This window comes from Bradyrhizobium sp. 159 (assembly GCF_023073795.1).
In the GTDB taxonomy this organism is placed as follows: Bacteria; Pseudomonadota; Alphaproteobacteria; order Rhizobiales; family Xanthobacteraceae; genus Bradyrhizobium.
In genome coordinates this window covers 1-24,241 of the sequence record NZ_JADPKE010000005.1, presented here as the reverse complement: position 1 = coordinate 24,241, position 24,241 = coordinate 1, and the positions used below count along the sequence as shown (strand labels likewise).

The window sequence follows — 24,241 nt, the reverse complement described above, 5'->3', positions numbered from 1 at the left end:
GTCTGGTGGCGATCGTCGCGCGGAGTTCGTCATGACCGGAGGTCACCGCCGCATCCTGGTCGTCGAGGACGATCCGGAGACTGCAGGCCAGCTCGTCGAGGAACTGACGACCTCCGGTTACGAGGTCGATCTTGCCGGCACGGGCCGCGAAGCGCTTCACCAGGGCGGCGCGCGCGACTATGCCGTGATCACTATCGACCGCATGCTGCCCGATATCGACGGCATCACCGTGATGCGCCAATTGCGCGACGACGGCATCGCTGCGCCGTTCCTGATCATTTCCGCGCTTGGCGAGGTGGATGATCGCGTGCGCGGCCTGCGCGCCGGCGGCGACGATTATCTCGTCAAGCCGTTCTCGTTCGTCGAGCTACTCGCACGGCTGGAGGCGCTTGGCCGCCGCAGCGAGACCATCGCCAAGGAGACGCTGCTGCGGGTCGGCGATCTCGCCGTCGACCTGATCGCACGCAGCGCCAGTCGCCGCGGCCGCAAGATCCCGCTGCTGCCGCGCGAATTCCAGCTGCTTGAATATCTCGTTCGTAACGAGGGCCGCGTCGTCTCCCGCGCAATGCTGCTCCAGCACGTCTGGGACCTGCATTTCGATCCCTCCACCAACATCATCGACGTCTATGTCGGGCGCGTTCGCCGCAAGGTCGACGATGCCCAAGCCTATCCGCTGATCCACACCATCCGCGGCATCGGATATTGCCTCCGTGCTCCTGGCTAAGACGCTCCGCTCCTCGACCTTCCGCCTCGCGCTGATCGCGATCGCGGCGTTCGGGCTGATCGTCGCGGCGATCATGGCTTACGTCTATTTCGGCACGCTCGCCTATGTGCAGAGCCGGCTCGGCGAGGCCGGCGATCACGATGCCTTCGCGCGCATGATCGAGCTCGCGATCGCTGCGGTCGCCGTGCTGCTTCTGGTGCTCGCCGGGCTCGCGGCCGTGCTGGTGACGCGGCGCACGGTCGGGCGGATCGAGCAGATCAACGCCACCAGCCGCGCCATCATGCTCGCCGGCCTCGACCAGCGCATTCCCCTGCGCGGCAGCAACGACGAATGGGACCGCGTCGCGGAAAACCTCAATCAAATGCTCGACCGCATCGAGACGCTGATGGGGGAGGTCAAACAGGTCAGCGACAACGTCGCCCACGATCTGCGCACCCCGCTGACGCGCATGCGCGGACGGCTGGAAAAGGCCTATCACACCCCGCGCAACAGCGAGGCGGATGCGGCGCTGATCGGCGACACCATCGCCGATCTCGACGCCGTGCTCGGCATGTTCGCTTCCATCACCCGGATATCGGAGATCGAGACCCGGGCCCGCACCGGCGCCTTCCGCGGGCTCGACCTCGCCGAGATCGCCGGCGAGGTCGTCGAGCTCTACGATGCCGCCGCCGAGCAGGTCGCCACAAAGCTCAGTCTCGCCAGCGACCGCGAGGTGCCGGTGACCGGCGACCGCGACCTCTTGTTCGATGCCATCGCCAATCTCGTCGACAACGCGATCAAGCACGGCCGCAAAGGCGGGCAGGTGACCGTCACCTGCCGCAGCGCCGATGGCGGCGCGGTGATCGCGATCGCCGACGACGGCCCGGGCATTCCCGCGGAGGAACGCGATTACGTGTTCAAGCGCTTCTACCGGCTCGAGCAGAGCCGCTATACGCCGGGCAATGGCCTCGGTCTCAGTCTCGTCGCCGCAGTCGCGCGCCTCCATGGCGCCGAGATCGCGCTGCATGACAATGCGCCGGGCCTCACCGTCCAGCTCAGCTTCAAGGCGGCACTAGCGACGTGAATTGGTGGTGTCACAGCTCGATCACGCCGCGGCGCGCCGCATGCGCGACCGCGTCGGTGCGGCCGGTGGCATCCAGCTTGTCGAGCAGCGAGCCGACATGGAATTTCACGGTGTGCACGGAGATGCCGAGCTGGCGCGCGATCATCTTGTTGGAGGCGCCCTCGGCCATCAGCGCCAGCACGTCGAGCTCGCGCTGGGTCAGCGCGATGTCGCCGGGCATGATGCGCGGATCGCGGGCAACAATCGTCGCCGCGGCGGCTTCGCCAGGCGCGACGAGGCGAAGTCCGGCGACGTTGCCGAGCAGCTTGGCCAGCCGATCGGCGAGGGCTGGGTCGTCGATCTCCAGCGCGAGCACGATCTCCGGCGCGTTGTCCTCGCTCACGCCTCCGGCCTCTCGCCGACCGTGACCTTGAAGCTGACCGGCTCGCCGCCGCGGCGAACTGCGACATCGACCACCGCGCCGACGCTGGAAGGTCCCAGCGTCCGCGACAGCGCGCGCACGCCGGACAGTTTCTGGTCGTTGACCGCCACGATCACGTCGCCCTGGCGGATGCCGGCCGCGGCCGAAGGCCCGGTCTTGTCGACATTCATCACCATCGCACCGATACCGTCGTCGAGCCGCACCGGCTGCAGCCCGACGCCGAGATAACCGCGCGCGATGCGGCCGCGCGCCTCGAGCTGCGGCGCGACGCGCTCGATCGTCGCCGTCGGGATCACCAGCACCCGCCGCGGGCCGAGCACGGCCATGCCGAAGGCTTCACCCGATGCATCGAGCGCAAGGCCGCCCTGCTGGCTACCGCGCAGGCGGACGTCGAGCTCGATCCGCGCATCGATGTCGCCGCCGCGTAAGGAGCGCCAGCTCTTGCCGGACGCCGATACCATCCCGAGCGCCGCACTCGGCGCATCGCGATTGGTGGCGACAACGATCGACAGCGTGCCTAGCGCAGGGACCGATGTGGTCAGCTTGACCGGGGCAATCGCGGCCTCAGTGCGCAGCAGCGCGATATCGGTCGTATGGTCGCGACCGGCGATAGCGGCGGCCACTCGGCTGCCGTCGGGAAGGCCGATCTCGACCGCACCCTCGTCGGCGAGGGCCTCGTCGGCCGTGACGATCAGGCCTGGCTTCCACACGAAGCCGCTCGCGCGGGAGCGATGCGAGTAGACGGAGACGACGGACGGTGCGGTGCGCGCCACCATGTCCGCGAGCGCGGACGACAGTGAAGACAGAGGAGTTGGGTCGGTCATGGCAGGCTCCTGTAGCTGTGCTCAATCTGGGATGTCGCAGGCAATCCGGAAACTGGCCGGGTGGCCAGGGCAGCGTCAGTGCCGGCCGACGAACATGTGATTGGGACCCACTCACGGAAACGTGTAGCAACCGGCCCGACATTGCGCTGTACGGCGTCAAACCATTTCCGCGAGCCCTGACTGAATGAGCATCGATCTCACCCGCCGCACCCTGCTTCAGCTCGCCGGCGCGGCCTCTCTCGCAATGGCGGCGGCTGCCGCGGCGCGCGCCGAAGGCAATGCGCAGGGCGGTGGCCCGACCTATGCCAGCCGAACGCCGATGCGGGTCGGCATGGTGACGCTCCGGGTGAAGAACCTCGACAAGCTCGCCGATTACTACCGCGACGTGATCGGGCTCACCGTGATGGAGCGCTCGGCGACTGGCGCGAAGCTCGGCACGGCCGGCCTCGCGCTGCTGGTGCTGGAAGCCCGTCCCAATGCCGCAATCGAGCCGCGCAACGCCGCCGGCCTCTATCACACCGCCTTCCTGATGCCGACGCGCAAGGATCTCGCGCGTTGGCTGGTGCATGCCGCCGCACATCGCGTGCCGCTGTCGGGATTTGCCGATCACCTTGTCAGCGAATCCGTCTATCTCGACGATCCCGAAGGTAACGGCATCGAGGTCTATGCCGACCGCGATCCCTCGCAATGGCAGTGGAGCGAGGGCGGCGTGAAGATGGCAACCGACGAGCTCAACATCCCCGACTTGCTGTCGCTGACCAATACACGCGTGGCCGACTATGCCGGTGCGCCGGAAGGGTTGCGCATCGGCCACATGCATCTGCGCGTCGGCGATCTCGCGCAGGCCGAGAGCTTCTATCACGCCAGCATCGGCCTCGACCCGACCCGCCGCCGCAGCGGCGCCGCGTTCCTGTCTTCGGGCCGCTATCATCATCACCTCGGCATGAATGTCTGGCAGAGCCAGGGTGCCGGCCAACGCGACGATCAAATGACCGGTCTTGCCTGGTTCTCGCTGGTGACCGAGAAGCAGGACATCCTCGCAGCCCAGGAGGAGCGCCTACGCAAGGTTGGCGCACGGGTCAGGGCGCTTGCGGACGGCTTGGAGGCCGTCGATCCCTGGGGCACGCGGGTGCGCCTTCTCAGGGTTTGATCGCCGGCGCAGGCGTTGGTAATACGCCTCAGGCGCAAACCAATTGACCGGGGTCCACGCCCGACATGTCCGAATTCCACGGTGTCTTTCCCTATCTCGTCTCGCCCGTCGATGCCGGTGGCACGGTGCGCACCGAAGTCCTCGGCAAGCTCTGCGACGATCTAATCGCCGCCGGCGTGCACGGGCTGACGCCGCTGGGCTCGACCGGCGAGTTCGCCTATCTCAATGCCGCGCAGCGCATGGCGATCGTGCAGACCACGATCGAGGCGGCCAAGGGCCGCGTGCCGGTGGTCGCGGGCGTCGCTTCAACCTCGATCGCGGACGCGGTGGCGCAGGCGAAAGCGTACCAGAAGCTCGGTGCCGACGGCATCCTGGCGATTTTGGAGGCGTATTTCCCGCTCGCCGATGCCCAGGTCGAATCCTACTTCCGCGCCATCGCCGATGCCGTGGACATCCCCATCGTGATCTACACCAATCCGCAATTCCAACGCTCCGACCTCACCCTCGATGTCATCGCGCGCCTCGCCGAGCATCCGCGCATCGGCTACATCAAGGACGCCTCGACCAACACCGGCCGGCTGCTCTCGATCATGAACCGCTGCGGCGATGGCTTGCGGGTGTTCGCGGCCTCCGCCCATATCCCGGTCGCGGTGATGCTGATCGGCGGTCTCGGCTGGATGGCAGGCCCGGCCTGCATCATCCCGCGCCAGAGCGTTGCGCTGTACGAACTGTGCAGGGCTGGTCGCTGGGAGGAGGCCATGAAGCTTCAGCGCAGGCTGTGGCGCATCAACGAGGCCTTTGCCCGCTTTAATCTCGCCGCCTGCATCAAGGCGGGGCTTTCGATCCAGGGCTACGACGTCGCCGACCCTGTGCCGCCGCAGGCCGCGCTGACGGCCGAGCAGCGCAGGATCGTGGAAGCGGCGTTGCGGGAGCTGGCATAGCCGATTGTCACGCGGCAATATGCCCCCAGATGCTGCCGCAAGCCGACCTATTCCTATCTGCTTCGATCAGGAAACTTCCAGGCGCTTGCGACGTTGCTGCGTGAGCGAGATCCGCCACCTCAGGCATGAGCATTCTGAGCATTGTCTTCAGTACACCGCGGTGATCACCCATGAATCGTCGCTACGGAATTGCCGCGGCAGCCCTGGCCGCTCTGCTGCTCGTGGTCACTGCCGCGAAAATCCAGCATGCGCCGTGGACCACTCCCGCCGCGCGAGCCGTCGAGCAGCGCGGGCCGCTGTCGGAGGCCGAAAAGGCCACGATCGACATCTTCGAGCGCGTGTCGCCTTCGGTTGTCCAGGTAGCGGTGAGATCGGCGGCTAGTCCTCTCATGGGTGAGGAGGGCCAGGGCGGCGCTTCCGGCACGGGATTCGTTTGGGACGCCGAGGGGCACCTTGTGACGAACAATCATGTCGTGGCCAATGGCGGCGAGATGGCGGTGCGCTTTGCGTCGGGAGAGGTAGCCCAGGTTGACCTGGTCGGTACGGCTCCCAATTACGATCTTGCGGTCCTGCGAATCCGGAGTGTGCGTGAACTCCCTCCGCCGGTGGCTCTCGGCAGTTCGAACGATCTGAAGGTCGGGCAATCCGCCTTTGCGATCGGCAATCCCTTCGGGCTGGATCAATCCATGACCAGCGGCATCATCAGTGCTCTCAAGCGCAGGCTTCCGACCCATGGCGGCCGGGAGATTGCCAACGTCATCCAGACTGATGCAGCGATCAACCCAGGCAATTCAGGCGGGCCGCTGCTGGATTCCGCAGGCCGGCTGATTGGCGTCACGACGGCGATCATATCGCCATCCGGCTCGAACGCCGGCATCGGCTTCGCGGTGCCGGTCGATGTCGTGAACCGGATTGTCCCCGAACTCATCCGCAACGGTCGCGTGCCGACCCCCGGCATCGGCATCGTGGCCGCCAGCGAGGATGTTTCGACGCGGCTTGGCGTCCAAGGCGTGATCGTGGTGCGGACGGCCCCCGGCAGCCCTGCGGAGCGGGCGGGGATTCGCGGGGTCAACTTGTCGACTGGCGCGGTCGGAGACATCATCACCGCGGTCGAAGGCAAGCCGGTGAGGCGCCTCTCCGACTTGACCGATGCGCTGGAGCAGGCCGGCGCCGGGAAGTCCATTCGCCTCACTGTCAAGCGGGGCTCGGACACCCGCGACGTGAATGTGGGCATCATCGACATCGAGCGTTCCTGACGTGGCAATCTGCGCGGCCAATGGGGGCGTGGCACGCAATGCTGATGTGCTGCGGCTCGGTTGTATCGACTGCAAAATCGGCTAAAACCGCCGCGGTCGTTTTCCGGATTTCAAGGACATAACGGAATGAACATTCTTCCCGGCAATTTGCGTTTCGGAGCGGGACAGCCCGTCAAGCGTTTGGAAGACCTTAGGCTGCTCACCGGGAAGGGGCAATTCATCGACGACAAACCGGCAGACGGCGCGTTGTGGTTGCACGTGCTGCGCTCGCCGCATGCGCACGCGAAGATCGTCTCGATTGACACCAGCGCCGCGGCGTCGATGCCTGGCGTCACCGCGATCTATACCGGCGCCGACCTCGTCAAGGACGACATCGGCAGCATTCCGACGCTGAACATTTTCAAACGTCCCGACGGCAAGCCGATGACGGTGCCCCCGCGCCGGCTGCTGGCCCATGAAGTCGTGCGCTACGCCGGCGAAGCGGTTGCCGCCGTCGTGGCCGCCTCGCGCGTGGAGGCGCAGAGCGCGGCCGAAGCGATCGTGGTCGAATACGACGTGCTGCCTGCGGTGGTCGACCCGGTGGAGGCCGTAAAGCCCGGTGCGCCCGTGGTGTGGCCGGAAGCGCCCGATAACATCGTCGGCGCGATGAGCTATGGCGATGCCGCCAAGGTGGACGAGGCTTTTGCCAAAGCGGCGCACACGGTCGAGCTCGATCTCGTCAGCCAACGCCTCGTTCCATCCGCAATGGAGCCGCGCTCGACCATCGCCGAAATCGACAAGAAGACGGGACGGCTCCTGCTGCACGTGCAGTCGCAGACACCGGCCTCGACTCGCGACGTGCTGGCGGAGGCCGTGCTCAAGCGTCCCAATGACAGCGTGCGGGTGCTGGTCGGCGACATCGGCGGCGGCTTCGGCCAGAAGACCAACCTCTATCCCGAGGATGGCATCGTCGCCTATGCCGCGACCAAGCTGAACAAGAAGATCCGCTGGCGCGGCGACCGCACTGACGAGTTCGTTGGCGGCACCCATGGCCGCGATCTCACCTCGACCGCTTCCTTCGCGCTGGATGAGAAGGGCAAGGTGCTGGCCTATCGCGTCAAGTCGATCGGCTGCACCGGCGCCTATTCCTCGGGTGCGGCCAACATCATCCCGCTGGTGCTCGGGCCGTTCGTGCAGACCGGCGTCTACGATCTGCCGCTGGTGCATTTCGAGGTGAAGTCGGTGATGACCCACACCGCACCCGTCGGCGCCTATCGCGGTGCGGGCCGTCCCGAAGCCGTCTTCATCGTCGAGCGCCTGTTAGACGCGGCTGCGCGAAAGATCGGCATGGATCCGCGCGCGATCCGCAAGGCCAACTACATCAAGCCGGCGCAGCTGCCTTATACGAACGCCGCGGGCCAGATTTATGACTCCGGCGCCTTTGCGCACATGCTCGACCGCGCCGTGAAGCTCGCCGACTGGGACGGCTTTGCCGCGCGCAAGAAGGCGGCCAGGAAGAAGGGCCTGCTCTACGGCCGCGGTCTCACCTCCTATATCGAATGGACTGGCGGGCGCGCGCATACCGAGAAGGTCAGCCTGCACGCGACCTCGCAAGGCCGCGTCGTGCTGCATTCCGGCACCATGGCGATGGGGCAGGGCTTGCAGACCACCTACACCCAGATGATCTCCGGCACCCTCGGCATTCCCATGGACAAGATCGACGTCGTCCAAGGCGACACTGATCTCGCCATGGGCTTTGGTAGCGTCGGCTCCCGTTCGCTGTTCGTCGGCGGCACGGCCGTGGCCGTCTCCTCCAATGACCTCATCCAGAAGGCGCGCGAGAAGGCCGCGAACGTGCTGGAGACCTCGGTCGAGGACATCGAGTATCAGGGCGGCATGCTCACCGTGGTCGGCACCGACCGCCGCATCAGCCTGTTCGATCTCGCCGAGAAGGAGAGCGGCGCCAAGCTCAGCGTCGATTCCGAAGGCGAGGTGGACGGACCGAGCTGGCCGAACGGCACGCATATCTGCGAGGTCGAGATCGATCCCGAGACCGGCGTCTCCCGCGTCGTGCGCTACACCACCGTCGACGACGTCGGCGTTGCCGTGAACCCGATGCTGGTCACCGGGCAGATCCATGGCGGCGTTGTGCAAGGCATTGGTCAGGCGTTGTATGAGGGCGTGTCCTACGATGCCGACGGTCAGCTCCTCACCGCGAGTTACCAGGACTACTGCATCCCGCGCGCCGACGACGTGCCGCCGATTGTGGTGACGCTCGACGATTCCGCGCCCTGCCGCACCAATCCGCTCGGGGCCAAGGGCTGCGGCGAATCCGGCGCCATCGGCGGCCCGCCCTGCGTCGCCAATGGCGTGATGGATGCGCTCGCCGAGCTTGGCATCACCCAGCTCAACACGCCGCTGACGCCGCAGAAGATCTGGCAGGCGATCCGGGACGCGAAGGCGGGTGGTTAATATTTCAGGTGCACCGTCTTTGCGAGCGCAGCGAAGTAATCCAGATTTTCTCCGCGGAAAATTCTGGATTGCTTCGTCGCAAGCGCTCCTCGCAATGACGGATGAGCGAGCCGTAACTCCTATTGCGCTTCGCTCCGTCCGGGCTACAGGCCTCAAATCCCCAGCATCATCTTCGCGATGATATCGCGCTGGATCTCCGACGTGCCGCCGAAGATCGTATACGCTCGCCCGTTGAGATATTCCGGGATCACCGTCAGCATCTCCTCCGGGATCGGCGGCTCGTGGTTGAGCCTGTAGAGCGGCCGCATCGGCTCCACCGCGAGGGCGTCGTGACCGATCACGTCGGCCCCTAACCGCGTCACGGCTTGCCGGATTTCGCTGTTGCGCAGCTTCAGGATCGACGACACCGCGCCGGGATTTTGTCCGGTCTGCAGCGCCGAGAGCACGCGCAGCTCGGTCATTTCAAGCGCATCAATGTCGACCTCGACCTCGGAGATGCGCGTTGCGATGTCAGGGCTGTCGATCGCGCGGCCCGTGAGGTCGGACTTGGCAAGGTCCGCGATCGCCTTCAATCCCTCGCGCAGCTTCGCCGAGGCGATGCCGGAGCCGCGCTCGAACTCGAGCAGATATTTGCCATAGGTCCAGCCCTTGCCTTCCTCGCCGACGCGGTTGGCGACGGGCACGCGCACGTCGTCGAAGAACACCTGGTTGACCTCGTGGTCGCCGCCGATGGTGAGGATCGGACGCGTGGTGATGCCCGGCGTCTTCATGTCGATCAGGATGAAGCTGATGCCGTCCTGCTGCCGTGGCCCGTCGCTGGTGCGCACCAGCGCGAACATGCGGTTGGCGTGGTGGGCATGCGTGGTCCAGATTTTCGTGCCGTTGATGATGTAGTCGTCGTCGTCGCGCACCGCGCGCGTCTTGAGCGACGACAGATCGGAGCCCGAGCCTGGCTCGGAATAGCCCTGGCACCAATAATCGTCACCTGAGAGAATACGCGGCAGATAAAAATTCTTCTGCTCGGGGCTGCCGAATCCGATGATGACGGGGCCGACCATCTTCACGCCCATCACGTTGACGTTCGGCACGCCGGCGCGTGCGCATTCGGTCTCGAAGATCCAGCGCTGCGCCGGGGTCCAGTCCGGCCCGCCATATTCGACCGGCCAGCCCGGCGCGCCCCAACCCTGCCGGTGCAGCGCGCGCTGCCAGGCCTTGCCGATGTCAGGATCGGAGAACACCGAGGGCGTCAGCGCGGTTGCGCGCTTCATCTCCTCGGTCAGGTTTTTCGCAATGAAGCCGCGCACCTCGTCCTGGAAGGCGCGCTCCTCGGCATTGAACGACAGGTCCATGATGCGCTCCTCGTATCAGGCCGGCACTTTGGTACGGCCAAGCCGGGCGTGACGGGCATAGTGGTGCGCGCTGCCGCCGAACAGCGTGTCGAAGGCGACCAGCCGCTTGAAATAGGCGCCGACCTCGAGCTCCTCGGTGACGCCCATGCCGCCATGGAGCTGGATCGATTGCTCGCCGACGAAGCGCGCACACTTGCCGATCTTGGCCTTCGCGCCCGACGCAGCCCGCGCGCGCTCAACGGGTTCGGCGTCGGCTTTCAGTGCGGCGCGCAGCGCCATCGAGCGCGCCTCGTCGACCTGCATCGCCATGTCGGCGAGGCGGTGGCGGATCACCTGGTTGGCGGAAAGTGGACGGCCGAACTGCTTTCGGATCTTGGTGTATTCCAGCGTGGTGTCGAGCAGCGTCTGCATGATGCCGACGGCTTCCGCACCTAGGGCGGCCATGGCGCGGTCGACGGCCCATTCGATCGCGGGCAGAGCATCGCTGCCGTCGCCGAGCAGGGCGTCCGCAGGCAGCTGCACGTCCGACAGCTCGATGTTGCAGGCGCGTCCGCCGCCGAGGCGAGCGTAGTCGGAGATTGTGAGGCCCGGTGCCGCCGCCGGCACCACGAACAGGCCGATCCGCCCGGAAGGTCCGTGATGGTCATGCATGAGTGCGGAGACGATGATCTCGTCGGCAGCATGCCCGTCGAGCACCGCGATCTTTTTGCCGGCCAGATGCCAGCCCTGCGACGTCTTGTTGGCGCTGGTTGCGACCTTAGCGAGATCGAACCGCGCCGTGCGCTCGGAATGCGCCAAGGTGAGCTTCAGTGATCCGTCCCCGACCTTGGGCAGGCTCGCCTGCTTTTGCGCCGTGGTGCCGCATCTAGCGATCAGCGCGGCCCCTAGCACCACGGTTGCGACATAGGGCTCCGACACCAGCCCGCGGCCAAAAGCTTCCATCAGGATGCCGACATCGATCGCGCCGCCGCCAAGCCCACCGAACTCTTCAGGAAGCGGCAACGCCAGCCAGCCGAGCTCGGCGAACTGCCTCCAGACGGCCAGGCTGAAGCCGAGCGGATCGCTTGCCATCGTGCGGCGGTGAGCGGCATCGTAGCTTTCGGCTACGAAGCGTTCCGCGCTCTCGCGCAGCAGGCGCTGCTCGTCGCTGAGATTGAGGTCCATGTGTCTACTCCGCCGCCGGCGGCTTGCGCACCGAGGGATGCAGGCCGGAGGGATCGACGATCATGCCGTACTCCTGGAGATTGTGGGCATGGCAGAGCTGATGCAGCGCAAAGGCCTGGTCGATCGCGGCGGGCTGGCCCATCACGTCCATCGAGCGGTTGACGGCCTCCTTGGTCAGCTTCAGCGCGAAGGACGGTTTCGTCGCGATCCGGCGCGCCAGCGCCAGCACGCTTGCTGACAGCTCCGCGCGTGGCACGACCTGATTGACCATACCGAGCTGATGCGCCTCCTGGGCGCTCCAGCTATCAGCGGTGAACAGGAACTCCTTGGCCTTGCGTGGGCCGAGCTCCCAGGGATGGACGAACCATTCGACGCCGCAGACGCCCATGGTGACGACGGGGTCGCAGAACTGCGCATCGTCGCTGGCGATAATGAGGTCGCAGGCCCAGGCCAGCATCAGCCCGCCGGCGATGCACTTGCCGTGCACTTCGGCGATAGTCGGCTTGGCGAGGTTGCGCCAGCGCCGCGTGATCTGGAGATAGATTTCCTGCTCGCGAGCGAAGCGGCCGTGAGCATTGGGCTCGGCAAAGCCACCCCAATTTCCGATCGGCGGAAAATCGACGCCCGCGGCATTCTTAGCCCCGGGACGCAGATCATGCCCGGACGAAAAGTGCGGACCGTTGCCGGCGAGGATGATCACCTTGACCGCGTCGTCCTGCACGGCCGCATCGAAGGCGCCGTTGAGGTCGTAGGTCATTTGCAGGTTTTGCGCGTTGCGCGCGTCGGGCCGGTTCATCACGATCCGGGCAATCGGCGGCTCCGGTCGCTCCACGAGGATGGTCTCGAACGAGCTCATCGCTTTCCCCTTGCCGTTTCCGTTCTTGTTTTATCCGAGTTGACTATGTCGTCGGGGGATAGGCAAGAGGCTTGCGTCAGTCGGCTGCTTTTCTCACGCGCCCAATCTGGTAGTTTGCGCCAGATTCCACCGGGAGAAATTTGATGCGCAAGATCCTGACCGTGCTGGCAGCGCTGGCCTCGCTGAGCTTGGCCAATTGCGGCTACAACGCGATCCAGAGCGAGGACCAGCAGATCAAGGCCAATTGGTCCGAAGTCGTGAACCAGTATCAGCGCCGCGCCGATCTCGTCCCCAATCTGGTCAATTCGGTGAAGGGTTTTGCCCAGCAGGAAAAGGACGTGCTGCTCGGCGTCACCAATGCGCGCGCCAAGGTCGGCAGCATCCAGGCAACGCCGGAGGTGCTGAACGATCCCGCCGCCTTCCAGAAATTCCAGGCCGCCCAAAGCGAGCTCTCCAGCGCGCTGTCGCGGCTCCTCGTCGTCACAGAGAACTATCCGCAGCTCAAATCGGATGCCCTGTTCAAGGATCTGATGTCGCAGCTCGAAGGCACCGAGAACCGCATCACGGTGGCGCGAAACCGCTACATCAAGGCCGTGCAGGAGTACAACATCACGGTCCGATCGTTCCCGACCAACCTCACCGCGATGGCATTCGGCTACAAGGAGAAGCCGAATTTCTCGGTCGAGAACGAGAAAGAGATCTCGACCGCGCCGAAGGTGGACTTCAACCCGGCTCCAGCGCCGTCGAAGTAGGCGCGTCGATTCGCGAATGCGCCAAGCCCCAATCACCGCCGTCATTCCCCGCGAAATCGGGGAATCCAGCTCGCCGCGGCCTCTCCGTATCTCGCCGCCATCTCTGGAATACTGGATCGCCCGGTCCCGGCTCCAAGGGCTTCGCCGGGCACCTCGGTATTGGGCCGGCGAAGCGTCAGCGAAGACGGCAAGCCGGGCGATGACAGCGAGGGTGTGGTGGGCCCTTTCGGTCTTCTCCTCGTTTGTTCTCGCCGTCGCACTTCTCTTCGCCTTCGCGCTCCCCGTCCACGCCGACGTCGCCGTGCCCCAACTCACCGGCCGCGTGGTTGACCAGACCGGCACGCTCTCGAGCGCCGAGATCGCTACGCTGTCGCAAAAGCTGCGCGACTTCGAGAATCGGAAGGGAAGCCAGCTCGCTGTCCTGATCGTGCCGACCACACAGCCGGAGACGATCGAGCAGTTCTCGATCCGCGTTGCCGAGGCCTGGAAGATCGGACGCAAGAAGGTCGACGACGGCGCCATCCTCATCGTCGCCAAGAACGACCGGCATTTGCGCATCGAAGTCGGCTATGGCCTCGAAGGCGCGCTCACCGACGTCACGTCGAGGCGGATCATCGATGAAGTCATCACGCCGAAATTCAGGACCGGCAATTTCAGCGGTGGCATCTCGGACGGTGTCGATCGCATGATGCGGGTCATCGATGGCGAACCGCTGCCGGTTCCATCGCCGACTGTCAGCTTCGGCCATCTGGACGACCTCGCGCCGGTCTTCCTTGTGACGCTGTTCGCCTCGATCGGGGTCGGCGGGGTCTTCCGGGCCATGCTGGGCCGGCTGCTCGGATCGTTGGCGACCGGCGGCATCATCGCAGCGCTGACCTGGCTCATTCTCGGCTCTTTCACCCTCGCCCTGGCGGTCGGCGTTCTCGGCTTCATCATCGGGTTCATCGCCGATCTGTTTTCGGCGATGGGACCAAGCACGGGGTCGCCGCGTGGCGGCTCTTGGTCGAGTGGCTCCTCATCGGGCGGCTGGAGCAGCGGCTCATCGAGCGACAGCGATAGCGGCAGCTTTAGCGGCGGCGGGGGCAGTTTTGGCGGCGGCGGCGCCTCGGGGAGTTGGTAGGTCATGAGCATCAAGCGCATCACCAGACACCTCGTGCAGCATCATTGGCGGGCGAAACGGATTTTTCCGCAGGCCGTGCTCGACCGCATCGAGCAGGCGATCAAGCGGGGCGAAGCCATCCATTCCGGCCAGGTCCGCTTCGTCGTCGAAGGCGCGCTCGACGGTGCGCCGCTGTTCCGCAACCAGCCGGCGCGCGCGCGCGCGCTCGACATGTTCTCGCATCTGCGCATCTGGGACACCGAGCACAACAACGGCGTTCTCATATATCTCCTGCTCGCCGACCGCGACGTCGAGATCGTCGCCGACCGCGGCATCGACGCGAAGGTTGGAGCCGAGCGCTGGGAGAGCATCTGCCGCGCGATGGAGACCGAGTTCAGGGCGGGCCAGTTCGAGCGCGGCGTGATCGCTGGCATCGAGGCCGTGTCGCGCGAACTGGCGCGGCATTTCCCGCCGCAAAGACCGCATTCGAACGAGCTGCCGGATGCGCCCGTGGTGATGTGATCTCGCCGGTACTGGCCAAGGCCAGAACCACGTCGGAGAGGCGCCCTGCCTCGCGAGTGAATTCTACGGGCGCAATGCGCCCCAATGCCGCCTCCGCTGACAATTTGTTGCACGTCGCCACGCCGGTTCCACTTTCCCGGCCAAATTCGGCCTCGGACGAGTTCCTAAAATTTCGGTAAGCGGGTCCCAGGTAAGGATTTCGCAAGCAATGAAAGTTACCAAAAGGTCAACCTAGACTGGAGTATTTGAGCCGTGAGCGAACCAATGCCCGAGCAGGCCTCCCTGGATCATGGCGCCGTCGAAGCCGCAGCAAGCGCCTCGCAGACGGTCGAGGCTGCCGGGATCGACGCCCCCTCGATCGCCCCTGACCACGAGGCGCCGCCGAAGCCCGACCCGGTCAAGATCGAGCCGCCAAAAATCGAGACATCAAGGATCGAGGTGCCGAAGTTCGAATCCAAGACTGAACCCAAGGCTCAGTCCAAGGCGGAGTCCAGGGCTGAATCCAAGCCCGAGCCGGAGCCCGGCAAGCTGATCGTGATGGCGCCATCGGAACGCTCCTGGGATCGCGAGGACTTTGCCCCGCATGTGAAGGCGGAGGAGCCGCGCGAAGTCGGCGGCAAGCGCCGCCTGTCGGCGATGGCTGCGGTGGTGGCGATCGCTGCTTGCGTCGGCGCGATCAGCGGCACGCTCGCGACCGCAGGGATGATGCACTTTGCCGCCACGGCCCCGGCGCCGGTACAGGTCGCCGATACCAGCGCGCTGGACGCTTCCGTCGCGCGGATCGATGCCGACCTCGTCGCGCTGAAGGCCAATGTCGAGCGCTCCTCCAAGACCGACGTGAGCCAGTTCAACCGGACCAACGACCGCCTCGACAAGCTCGAGAAGGCGCAGGCCGAGCCGTTGGCCAAGATCGCAAAACTGTCGGAGGCCGTCGACAAACTCCGCGCCGCGCCGCCGGCGGCCCTCGCGCCGGCCGCAGCCGCCGCGTCCGCCAAGGAGACCACCGGCTCGATCGCGCCGACCCAGGTTGCCACCGCCGCCGCTGCGCCCGCACCCGCCGCGCCCAAGACCGAGGTCGGCCGCCTGCCGACGATCGAAGGCTGGAGGCTGCGCAACGCCGCCAATGGCGGCGCGCTGATCGAAGGCCGCGACGGCCTCTACGAGGTATATCCCGGCGATCCCATCCCCGGCGTCGGCCGCGTCGATGCGATCCGCCGCCAGGACGGCCGCTGGGTGGTTGTCACCAGCAAGGGCCTGATCGTCGCGCGTTGAGCCCTCATATCCGGCCTTCGAAAAGGCGCTTCACCACTGCGTGAGGCGCCTTTTTGCTTGAATAGGCTGGTCGCCGCGGTGTTACTTGGGGCATGAGCCGCGCCTTGCGAATTGTCGTTGCTGCCGCCGCATTGTTTGGCGGTGTCGTCTCGCTTTCTGCGGCGGAGAACGTGCAATTGGCGCGCGGCACGGCGATCACCGATCCTGATCTGTTGCGCCGGCTCGATCAGAGCGATGCTCTCACGATCGCGAGCCTGCTAAGGCCGGAGCGGAACGCCGACATCCCGCTCACGACCGACCTGCTGTTCTCGTCGTTGCCGCAGCTCAAAGCGATTCCGCCGGCGATCGATGCGGAGTTTGACCGCTACATTTCTCGGTACAAGGCGACCTATCCGGGCGAGACCATCGGCGTCGGCGAAGGCTTTGACGTGCAATTGTTCGACCGAGCCAATCTGAGATCGCGCGACACGCGTTTCGTGCTGGCCGGCATCGTCAACCGTATGGACCGCGCCTATGTCTCGGAAGAGTCCTGCGGTGAGATCCGGCTGATCTACCGTCTCGCGCGTTACGAAAGCAGGCCGGAGGGCGGCAAGACCGCAACGCGCCTGCCGATGACGCTCAATCTGGTGATGAAGGCGCGCGACGCGGGCCAGACGGACGGAAACAAGCCGGTCAGCTGCGCCGAGATCGCGCGGCGCTGGCTCGACAATGGCGACTGGCAGGAGTTGATCGGCAGTCGCTCCTCGCCTCACGATGCCATGCTCGACCGCATCGAGACCAACATCCAGGTCTCCGTCGCGCCGAAATCGGCGCTGCACGATTTTAGCTCGGACTATCTACTCAAGGTGTTCAAGTACGACGCTGCGAGGAAAACGTTCGAGGAAGCGACGCTGGAGAACCAAATCGACCGCGACCGAATCCTTGCCGACGATGCGCTTCGGCGCGAGTTCAGGGATTGGCTGCTCGCGCCCGAAAATCTGCGAAAGTTCGATCGCGGCACGGTGCTGATTCCGGAAAGATTCCTGGCGACGTCTGCGGTGGTGCCGACACCTGCCGGCCTCGATGCCTCAGCGTTGCAGCCAGAGTTCGGCATGATGCAAGGAGAAGGAAGAGGGGAGGGCGGCGACGTTCCCGTCTTCGGCGATGACGACGTGGTCGGTGCCTTGAACCAGGCTGCCGCGCGCGGCATCGATCTGCAGAACGTCCGCTCGGTCGCGGGCTTTCAGCGCCGTCTCAACGACGTCACTTGTGCCGGCTGCCACCAGACCCGCGGCATCGGCGGCTTCCATTTCCCGGGCATGGATTGGCTTGCGGACAAGTCCTCGAACTCCGCCAACGTGCCGGCATCGCCGCATTTCTTCGGTGACCAGCTCCGCCGCCGCGACATCCTGACTGCATTCGCCGCGGGCAAACGTCCCGATTTCTCACGCGGATTTGCCAGCCGGCCACAGACCCGCGGTGGCCGCGAGCTGGCCGGGAGCGAATATCAGGACGGCTGGGGGGCGCATTGTTCCCTGCAAAATGCGGGATCGGGAACGACGGACAAGAGTTTTACGTCATGGAGCTGTGCTAAAGGCCTCACCTGTCAGGCTGCCGCGGCCTCGCGCCGCATCGGCATGTGCTTCATCAAGACGCGCTAAACCGATTTGGATGACCCATGACGGATCCGAGCGAAGCCAACAAGGAGCGCAATCGCAAGATTGCGCACAACGAGGAAGCCAAGCAGGTCACCGGCAGCATCCGCGTTAGCACCTGGGCGGTCGCGATGGTGGTCATCATCGGCGGGATCCTGTTTACGCTCGGCTGGCTGGCCTTGCGGTAGTCGGCGCCCTCACTTGGCGTAATTCGTCATCCGCTTTCCTGGCAGCAGTTCATAGGCCGGCTTCCAGCCGGGCAGTGCGGCCATGCGGCCGAGCCAGGCGTGGATCGCCGGATGGCTCGCCGCGAAGTCGAAGCCGTGCTCGTCACTCGGATAATGCAGATAGGCCATCATCGAGATATCGGCGACCGTCGGCTTTGCGCCGATCGCGAATTCATTGTGCTGGAGGTGTCCATCGAGGATGCCGAGGAAGTCCTCGAGCCGTCGGCGAAAATGCTTCAGTACCTGCGGATCGTTTTTCGCGGTGAAGGCGCGCATGAAGCGATAGGTCGCCATGTAGCCGGTGAGCTTGTGGTTGTCCCAGAACAGCCAGCGCAACAGCTCGAATTTTTCCTCGTCCGTATCAGCGCCAAAGCGCCCGTACTGATCGGCAAGCTTGAGCAGGAGCGGCGCGGTCTGCGTCATCTTCACGCCGTCGATTTCGAGCACGGGGATCTCACCCATCGGGTTCACCGCCCTGCGCCATTCCGCGGTGCGCGTGACGCCGCCGCCGAAATCGGTCCAGACCGGCTCGAATTTTTCGCCGCAAAGCGTCAGCATCAGCGCCAGCTTGTAGCTGTTGCCGGATTCGGGGAAGTAGTGCAGGCGGTAGCTGGGCATGGGACCTCGCAGGCGGACGGGATGCGCTGCCGATCATTATACCGAGACGGTCTCACACCGTCATTGCGAGCATAGCGAAGCAATCCAGCAATGCATCCGCGGAGGGATTCTGGATTGCTTCGCAGCGCTCGCGATGACGATGCCGTGCGAGCGCGGCTCCTAACCCACCGCCCCCGTACCCCGCAGCTGCTTGATCGCCGCCTCGTCGTATCCCGCCCCACGCAAAATCTCGTCACTGTGCTCGCCAACAGCGGGCGGCTTGCGCGGCTGCACCTTCCTGGCGCCGTCGATCCAGATCGGGCTGTTGATGGTGAGCATGGTGTCGTTCTCGAACGGCACCAGAACCTCATTGTCGAGCATTTGCTTGTCGTTGGGGATGTCGTCGAGAATGGCAACGACGCCGAACACGAGGCCGTTGCCGTCGAGGATCCTGCGCCATTCGGCGAGATCCTTGGTGGCGAAGGTGTCGTCCAGAATCTTGATCAGCTCGACCGAACGGGCGTGACGGTCGGCCTTGGTGGCGAAGCGTGGATCGTCGATCAAGTCCTCGCGCCCGAGGCAGCGCGCCAGCGTCGGCCACTGCCGCTCCTCGTTGAGCAGGGACAGGATCAGCCAGCGGCCGTCCTTGCACTGGTAGTGGTTGGCCACCGCGTTCAGCGCGCGCTCGCGCGGGCGCCGCTCGCCGAACTTGGCGCCGCAGAGTTTTGCCTGTGCCAGCACGCTCGCGGCCCAGACGCCATTGGCCATCAGATTGGAAGCGACATGCGAGCCCTTGCCGGTCTTCTCGCGCTGATAGAGCGCGGTGACGATGGCGCCGTAGAAGGCCATGGCGCAGGGATGGTCGCCCATGCCGGCGACGGAGCGGGCCGGTGTCGTGTCGGTATCGGCGCGGACGAGGTCCATCAGGCCGGAGCGCGCCCAATAGGCATTGCTGTCGAAGCCGGGCTTGTTGGCTTCCTCGCCCTTCTCGCCATAGCCGGTGAAGGAGGCGTAGATCAGCCGGTCGTTGAGATGGGCGAGGTGGTCATAGGTGATGCCGAGCTTGGCGCGCACCGGCGGCGGCATATTGGTGATGAAGACGTCGGCCTCCGCCACCAGCTTATAGAGCACGGCCTGCGCTTCCGGCTTGGAGAGGTCGAGCGCGATGCTCTTCTTGTTGCGGGCTTCCAGCAGCCAGGCGAAATTGTGCTCACCGGTCGGATAGCCCGGAAGGTTCGGCAGATTGCGGTAGGGATCCCCGGTGCCGGGCGGCTCGATCTTGACGACGTCGGCGCCGAAATCCGACAGCACGGTCGCGGCCGCGGGCGCTGCGATGAAGCTCGCGCAGTCCAGAACCTTCAGCCCGGCAAAGATGCCCTTTTCCATCGCGGCGTTGCTCCCTCGCTCTTGTCGTTTCCCGCGCGCTGGAATTGGCGCGGGCGCCTCGTGGGAGCATTAGACCGATGTTTCGGCAGGATGCAACGGCGCCCGCTGCAGGGCCTCACTCCTCCCCCGCAAGCAACGCAGCGTTGCCGCCGGCCGCCGCGGTGTTGATGGTCACGGTCTGCTCGGTGGCAAAGCGCGCGAGATAGTGCGGGCCGCCGGCCTTGGGGCCAGTTCCGGACAGGCCATTGCCGCCAAACGGCTGCACGCCGACAACGGCGCCGATCATGTTGCGGTTGACGTAGATGTTGCCGACCTGGACTCGATCGATAATGGCCTCGATGGTGTCGTCGATGCGGGAGTGGACGCCGAGGGTGAGGCCGTAGCCGGTGCGCTCGATCGCTTGCAGGACACGTCCCAGATTCTCGGCGCGGTAGCGTACGACATGCAGGATCGGCCCAAACACCTCCTCGGTGAGCTGGCTGGCTTCTTTGAGCTCGAAGATGTGCGGCGCGACGAAGCAGCCCTCCGGTGCGTGCCCTGCAAAGTGCAGCCGCGCCTCGCCCTTCATTCGCGCGATGTGTGCATCGAGACGCTGCTTGGCCTCACGATCGATCACCGGCCCGACATGGGTCGCGACATCGCTTGGGTCGCCGATTCTGAGCTCGCGCGCCGCGCCCGCGATCATCTCGATCATGCGGTCGGCGACGTCCTCCTGCACGAACAAGAGCCGCAGCGCCGAACAGCGCTGGCCGGCGGAACGGAAGGCAGAGGTCACGACATCGTCGGCGACCTGTTCGGGCAGCGCGGTCGCGTCCGCAATCATGGCGTTGATGCCGCCGGTCTCCGCGATCAGCGGCACGATCGGTCCGTCCTTGGCGGCGAGCGCGCGGTTGATGCTGCGAGCAACCTCGGTCGAGCCGGTAAAGACAATTCCCGCGATGTCGGCATGCGCGGTCAGCGCGGCACCGATGCGGCCGTCGCCGGTGACGAGATGCAGCGCGCTCTTGGGGATGCCAGCCTCGTGCAGCAGGGCTACGGCCTCGCGCGCGATGCGCGGCGTCTGCTCGGCAGGCTTTGCGACAACGCTGTTGCCGGCCATCAGCGCCGCTGTGACCTGGCCGAGGAAGATCGCGAGCGGAAAATTCCACGGCGAGATCGCGACGAAGACGCCGCGGCCGCGCATGGCGAGCGCATTGCTCTCGCCGGTCGGACCGGGCATGGCCGCGTCAACGCCGAACAATTTGCGGCCCTGCGCGGCATAATAGCGGCAGAAATCGGCGGCCTCGCGCAGCTCCGACAGCGCGTCGTCCAGCGTCTTGCCGCCCTCCGCTTGTAGCAGCGCGATGAAATGGGCCCTGCGGCTCTCCAAAAGATGCGCAGCCTGTTCCAGCGCCGCCGCGCGCGCAGCCGCCGGCGTCCGGCTCCAGGCGACAAAGCTGGCGCGCGTAGCAGTCACCGCTGCGTTGGCCCGATCCGGTGTCGCATCTGGGATGGGCTTGAGATCGATCGCCTCAGCCCTGACGTCGGCCAGCAGCTGGTCGAGTGCGGCACGCTCACCGAACTCGACCCCGCGCGAATTGCGGCGCTCCGGTGCAAAGAGATCGCGGGGCAGCGGAATCCTGGGATGAACCGCTTGTTGCGGACGTTCGATGGCACCGGCCGGGCGCTGCAACAGCGCCGACACCGGCACGCGATAATCAGCGGCCTGCGCCACGAAGGAGGAATTGGCGCCGTTCTCGAGCAGCCGCCGCACCAGATAAGCGAGCAGGTCGCGATGGCTGCCGACGGGCGCATAGGTGCGGTAGGCGATGTCAGCATAGTCCTTGGCAAGCTGCTCGTACAGCGCTTCGCCCATGCCATGCAGGCGCTGGAATTCGAAGCCGCCACTGCCTTGCGCAAGCTCGAGCACAGTCGCGACGGTTAGCGCGTTGTGGGTGGCGAATTGCGGGAAGATGCGCGGCCTCAAAGCCAGCAGCTTCGAAGCGCAGGCGATGTAGTTCAGGTCCGTCATCGCCTTGCGCGTGAACACGGGATAACCGTCGAGCCCGCGCTCCTGTGCACGCTTGATCTCGGTGTCCCAATAGGCGCCCTTCACCAGCCGCACCATCAGCTTACCGTCGTGCGCGCGGGCCAGCGCATCGACATAGTCGATCACCGCGCTCGCGCGCTTCTGATAGGCCTGAATCGCCAGGCCAAATCCGTCCCAGCCGCTCAGCGAGCCATCGGCGAGTGTTGCCGCGATCACGTCGAGCGACAGCTCCAGCCGGTCGGCTTCCTCGGCATCGACGGTGAAGTTCAAGTCATGGGCTTTGGCGCGCTGCGCGAGGTCCAGCAGCAGCGGCACCAGTTCGCGCATCACACGTTCGCGGCTGATCGCCTCAAAGCGCGGATGCAATGCCGAGAGCTTGACCGAGATGCCGGGCCGATCGGGCAGGGGATGGTTGTCCGCGGTCTTGCCGATGGTCTCGATCGCGCGCGCATAGGCGTCGAAATAGCGCTTGGCGTCCGCCGCCGTGCGTGCGCCTTCGCCGAGCATGTCGAAGGAATAGCGCGGCTTCTGGCCGGAGCGCGGCCGGCCGCGCTCGAGGGCCTGCTCGATCGTCTCCCCCAGCACGAAATGATTGCCCATCAGCCGCATCGCCTGGCGCGTGGCGGTGCGCACGGCGGGCGCCCCCAGCCGCTTCACCAGCCGGCCGATGGTGCCGTCAGGCGTCTCGCCGGGCTGGATCACCCGTGCCGAGAGGCCGAGCGCCCAGGCCGAGGCATTGACCAGGAAGGCGGTGGACTTGGTTTCGTGATGGATGAAGTCGCCCTCGCCGAGCTTGTCCTCAATGAACTGGTCGGCGGTGCGCGCGTCCGGCACGCGCAGCAGCGCCTCGGCCAGCACCATCAAAGCGAGCCCCTCCTTGGTCGAGAGCGCGAATTCCCGCAGCATGTCCTCGACCCCGCCGAGCCGGTCGTCGCGCTTGCGGATCGCCTCGATCAGCCGCGTCGCGGTGCGGTCGATCCGCGCCTCCTGCGGCGGGCTGAGATGCGACGCCGGCAAGAGGCGGCCGGCAATCTCGCTATCATCGGCCGCGTAGGGCGCGGAGAAGGGCGGTGGGATGTTCGGCATGGCGTGTCCTGTGGCTGAAATCCAGGATAAGGCCCGCGTTACCGTAGCTCGATAGACAATTTAGCCAAGTTGCCTTAGAAAATGAAGATCATTGGCTATTTGGCCCCGTAAGATATGGAACTTGACCGAATCGACCGGAAAATCCTCTCGATCTTGCAGGAGGATGGGCGCATTGCCAATGTCGAGCTCGCCGAGCGCATCGGGCTGTCGCCGACCTCGATCGGCGAGCGACTGAAGCGCTTGCAGCGCGAGGGGTTTGTCGAAGGCTACGGCGCCCGCCTCAACCCGCACCGGCTTGGCCTCGGTCTCTTGGTGTTCGTCGAGGTGCTGCTCGACAAGACCACGCCCGATAATTTCGAGCGTTTTGCGCGCGCAGTGAAGCTGGCGCCCGAGGTGCTGGAATGTCACATGGTTGCCGGCGGCTTCGACTATCTTGTCAAGGCGCGGCTGGCAGACATGACCGCCTATCGACGGTTCCTCGGCGAGACTCTGCTGTCGATGCCGGGCGTGCGCGAGACGCGGACCTATGCGGTGATGGAGGAGATCAAGCGCGACGCACCGTTGCCGGTGGGCTGACGAAATGCCGTCGCGATTGTCAGTGCTGTGGCGTTGGATGCGCGGTCTTCACGGGAAAAATAGCTATCCTTGTGCAGTCGCAACGCCTGTCGTCGAATGCACTGGCCGTCTTCTGAAATTTTCTTGGCCCAGCTCCCGGACGGATCCGGGAGGCAGCAAAGGCTGGCGCGGGCTTATACTTTGAGGTTCTCTGCGGAGGTCTTGCCCCGGTTTGCGATCTCTTCGTATTCCACCGTCTGTCCCTCGTTGAGGGTGGACAGACCGGCCTTCTGCACTGCCGAGATATGCACGAACACATCCTTGCCACCCGACGCAGGCTGGATAAATCCATAACCCTTCGTCGGGTTGAACCACTTGACCGTACCTTTAGCCATCACGACTTCTCCGCGGGTCTTCCTCCGAGATCTCGAATCGCCAGTCCCCGCCAACCGGCCGGTTCGGTCCTAACAGGATACGCGGAATGTGGCAGGCTTGGTAGCTCAAACCACATCGGCATTTCGCTGAATTCCGCTCAACTTCGCAGCGATTTTGCCGGTTTTGCCCGTTTCGCGGTCAAATGGCAGGAGCGCGACGGATCTACCGCGGGACAAAAGATCGAGTAGCTGTTCTTCCTTAACCTCCCCTGGAGGGGGAGGGTCGATTGCGCGAAGCGCGAGCGGGGTGGGGTGATCCTTCCACTCGGGCAGTGTGCGAGATGAGAGACTGTCACCCCACCCCGCTACGCATTGCGCTGCGCTTCATGCATAGCGACCCTCCCCCTCCAGGGCAGGGGAATCGCATGTGAGCGTTCTCTGTAAGGCATTGCGAATTGGGCAGAAATCGATTCTGAAGGTGGCTCCTGAGTTGGAAGGAGCGGCCGATG

Annotated in this window: 22 protein-coding genes; 13 read left to right on the top strand and 9 right to left on the bottom strand. The window is 65.2% G+C overall.

The genetic code is table 11. The annotated features are described in order from the left end of the window. Positions 1–31 precede the first annotated feature (31 nt). Together IVA96_RS00595 and IVA96_RS00590 are read left to right on the top strand one after the other, a co-directional pair. Complete coding sequence (locus tag IVA96_RS00595) at positions 32–724, top strand: response regulator transcription factor (protein WP_247277436.1); 693 nt, start codon at positions 32–34, stop codon at positions 722–724. Continuing rightward, positions 711–1,787 carry a HAMP domain-containing sensor histidine kinase gene (locus IVA96_RS00590; protein WP_247277435.1) on the top strand — a complete coding sequence of 359 codons (1,077 nt, stop codon included), beginning with the start codon at positions 711–713 and terminating at the stop codon, positions 1,785–1,787. The genes IVA96_RS00595 and IVA96_RS00590 overlap by 14 nt, the downstream gene beginning before the upstream one ends. Before the next feature lie 10 nt (positions 1,788–1,797). Here the strand turns inward: IVA96_RS00590 and IVA96_RS00585 are convergent, their stop codons facing one another. Beyond that, positions 1,798–2,169, bottom strand: coding sequence for a helix-turn-helix transcriptional regulator (locus IVA96_RS00585; protein WP_247277434.1), 372 nt, complete (start codon positions 2,167–2,169; stop codon positions 1,798–1,800). After that, positions 2,166–3,032: a S1C family serine protease gene (locus IVA96_RS00580; RefSeq protein ID WP_247277433.1), complete on the bottom strand. Its 867-nt coding sequence runs from the start codon at positions 3,030–3,032 to the stop codon at positions 2,166–2,168. Before IVA96_RS00580 ends, IVA96_RS00585 begins: the two co-directional genes overlap by 4 nt. A gap of 184 nt (positions 3,033–3,216) precedes the next feature. On the opposite strand from IVA96_RS00580, the gene IVA96_RS00575 reads away from it, so the two are divergent. From IVA96_RS00575 to IVA96_RS00560, 4 genes are all read left to right on the top strand, one after another. Next, positions 3,217–4,182 carry a VOC family protein gene (locus tag IVA96_RS00575; protein WP_247414928.1) on the top strand — a complete coding sequence of 322 codons (966 nt, stop codon included), beginning with the start codon at positions 3,217–3,219 and terminating at the stop codon, positions 4,180–4,182. 65 nt (positions 4,183–4,247) lie between these two features. Beyond that, a complete protein-coding gene (locus tag IVA96_RS00570; protein WP_247414926.1) occupies positions 4,248–5,123 on the top strand; it encodes a dihydrodipicolinate synthase family protein in 876 nt (291 codons plus the stop codon). Between the two features lie 170 nt (positions 5,124–5,293). Next, entirely contained in the window at positions 5,294–6,379 is a 1,086-nt protein-coding gene (locus IVA96_RS00565) for a trypsin-like peptidase domain-containing protein (protein ID WP_247414924.1), read from the top strand. Positions 6,380–6,505: 126 nt separating this feature from the next. Next, positions 6,506–8,830 carry a xanthine dehydrogenase family protein molybdopterin-binding subunit gene (locus tag IVA96_RS00560; protein ID WP_247414923.1) on the top strand — a complete coding sequence of 775 codons (2,325 nt, stop codon included), beginning with the start codon at positions 6,506–6,508 and terminating at the stop codon, positions 8,828–8,830. A 152-nt stretch (positions 8,831–8,982) separates the two neighbouring features. Here IVA96_RS00560 and IVA96_RS00555 read toward each other — a convergent pair whose 3' ends face one another. The 3 genes from IVA96_RS00555 to IVA96_RS00545 are packed head-to-tail and all read right to left on the bottom strand — an operon-like array spanning position 8,983 to position 12,199. After that, a complete protein-coding gene (locus IVA96_RS00555; protein WP_247414921.1) occupies positions 8,983–10,179 on the bottom strand; it encodes an acyl-CoA dehydrogenase family protein in 1,197 nt (398 codons plus the stop codon). Between the two features lie 15 nt (positions 10,180–10,194). Continuing rightward, the gene (locus tag IVA96_RS00550) at positions 10,195–11,343 is read right to left on the bottom strand and encodes an acyl-CoA dehydrogenase (RefSeq protein ID WP_247414919.1); all 1,149 of its coding nucleotides are present in this window, start codon (positions 11,341–11,343) and stop codon (positions 10,195–10,197) included. Positions 11,344–11,347: 4 nt separating this feature from the next. Further along, a complete protein-coding gene (locus tag IVA96_RS00545; protein ID WP_247414916.1) occupies positions 11,348–12,199 on the bottom strand; it encodes an enoyl-CoA hydratase in 852 nt (283 codons plus the stop codon). Between the two features lie 143 nt (positions 12,200–12,342). On the opposite strand from IVA96_RS00545, the gene IVA96_RS00540 reads away from it, so the two are divergent. From IVA96_RS00540 to IVA96_RS00515, 6 genes are all read left to right on the top strand, one after another. Then, positions 12,343–12,951, top strand: a complete 609-nt coding sequence (locus IVA96_RS00540) for a LemA family protein (RefSeq protein ID WP_247277425.1) — start codon at positions 12,343–12,345, stop codon at positions 12,949–12,951. Between the two features lie 199 nt (positions 12,952–13,150). Then, positions 13,151–14,071 (top strand): YgcG family protein, encoded by a 921-nt coding sequence (locus IVA96_RS00535; RefSeq protein WP_247414914.1) that lies wholly within the window; start codon positions 13,151–13,153, stop codon positions 14,069–14,071. Positions 14,072–14,074: 3 nt separating this feature from the next. Then, entirely contained in the window at positions 14,075–14,572 is a 498-nt protein-coding gene (locus tag IVA96_RS00530; protein ID WP_247414912.1) for a TPM domain-containing protein, read from the top strand. 264 nt (positions 14,573–14,836) lie between these two features. After that, positions 14,837–15,844: a hypothetical protein gene (locus IVA96_RS00525; protein ID WP_247415102.1), complete on the top strand. Its 1,008-nt coding sequence runs from the start codon at positions 14,837–14,839 to the stop codon at positions 15,842–15,844. Positions 15,845–15,936: 92 nt separating this feature from the next. Continuing rightward, positions 15,937–17,484, top strand: a complete 1,548-nt coding sequence (locus IVA96_RS00520; RefSeq protein ID WP_247414910.1) for a hypothetical protein — start codon at positions 15,937–15,939, stop codon at positions 17,482–17,484. A 17-nt stretch (positions 17,485–17,501) separates the two neighbouring features. Continuing rightward, a complete protein-coding gene (locus tag IVA96_RS00515; protein ID WP_247277421.1) occupies positions 17,502–17,666 on the top strand; it encodes a hypothetical protein in 165 nt (54 codons plus the stop codon). A gap of 9 nt (positions 17,667–17,675) precedes the next feature. On the opposite strand, the gene IVA96_RS00510 is transcribed toward IVA96_RS00515, so the two are convergent. From IVA96_RS00510 to putA, 3 genes are all read right to left on the bottom strand, one after another. After that, positions 17,676–18,323: a glutathione S-transferase family protein gene (locus tag IVA96_RS00510; protein ID WP_247277420.1), complete on the bottom strand. Its 648-nt coding sequence runs from the start codon at positions 18,321–18,323 to the stop codon at positions 17,676–17,678. A gap of 159 nt (positions 18,324–18,482) precedes the next feature. Further along, a complete protein-coding gene (locus IVA96_RS00505) occupies positions 18,483–19,688 on the bottom strand; it encodes a CoA transferase (protein WP_247414908.1) in 1,206 nt (401 codons plus the stop codon). A 115-nt stretch (positions 19,689–19,803) separates the two neighbouring features. After that, complete coding sequence (gene putA / locus IVA96_RS00500) at positions 19,804–22,803, bottom strand: bifunctional proline dehydrogenase/L-glutamate gamma-semialdehyde dehydrogenase PutA (RefSeq protein WP_247414906.1); 3,000 nt, start codon at positions 22,801–22,803, stop codon at positions 19,804–19,806. Positions 22,804–22,917: 114 nt separating this feature from the next. Between putA and IVA96_RS00495 the strand changes: the two genes are divergently transcribed. After that, positions 22,918–23,379 (top strand): Lrp/AsnC ligand binding domain-containing protein, encoded by a 462-nt coding sequence (locus tag IVA96_RS00495; RefSeq protein ID WP_018643717.1) that lies wholly within the window; start codon positions 22,918–22,920, stop codon positions 23,377–23,379. A gap of 173 nt (positions 23,380–23,552) precedes the next feature. Here the strand turns inward: IVA96_RS00495 and IVA96_RS00490 are convergent, their stop codons facing one another. Further along, entirely contained in the window at positions 23,553–23,753 is a 201-nt protein-coding gene (locus IVA96_RS00490; RefSeq protein ID WP_008563500.1) for a cold-shock protein, read from the bottom strand. Between the last annotated feature and the right edge of the window lie 488 nt (positions 23,754–24,241).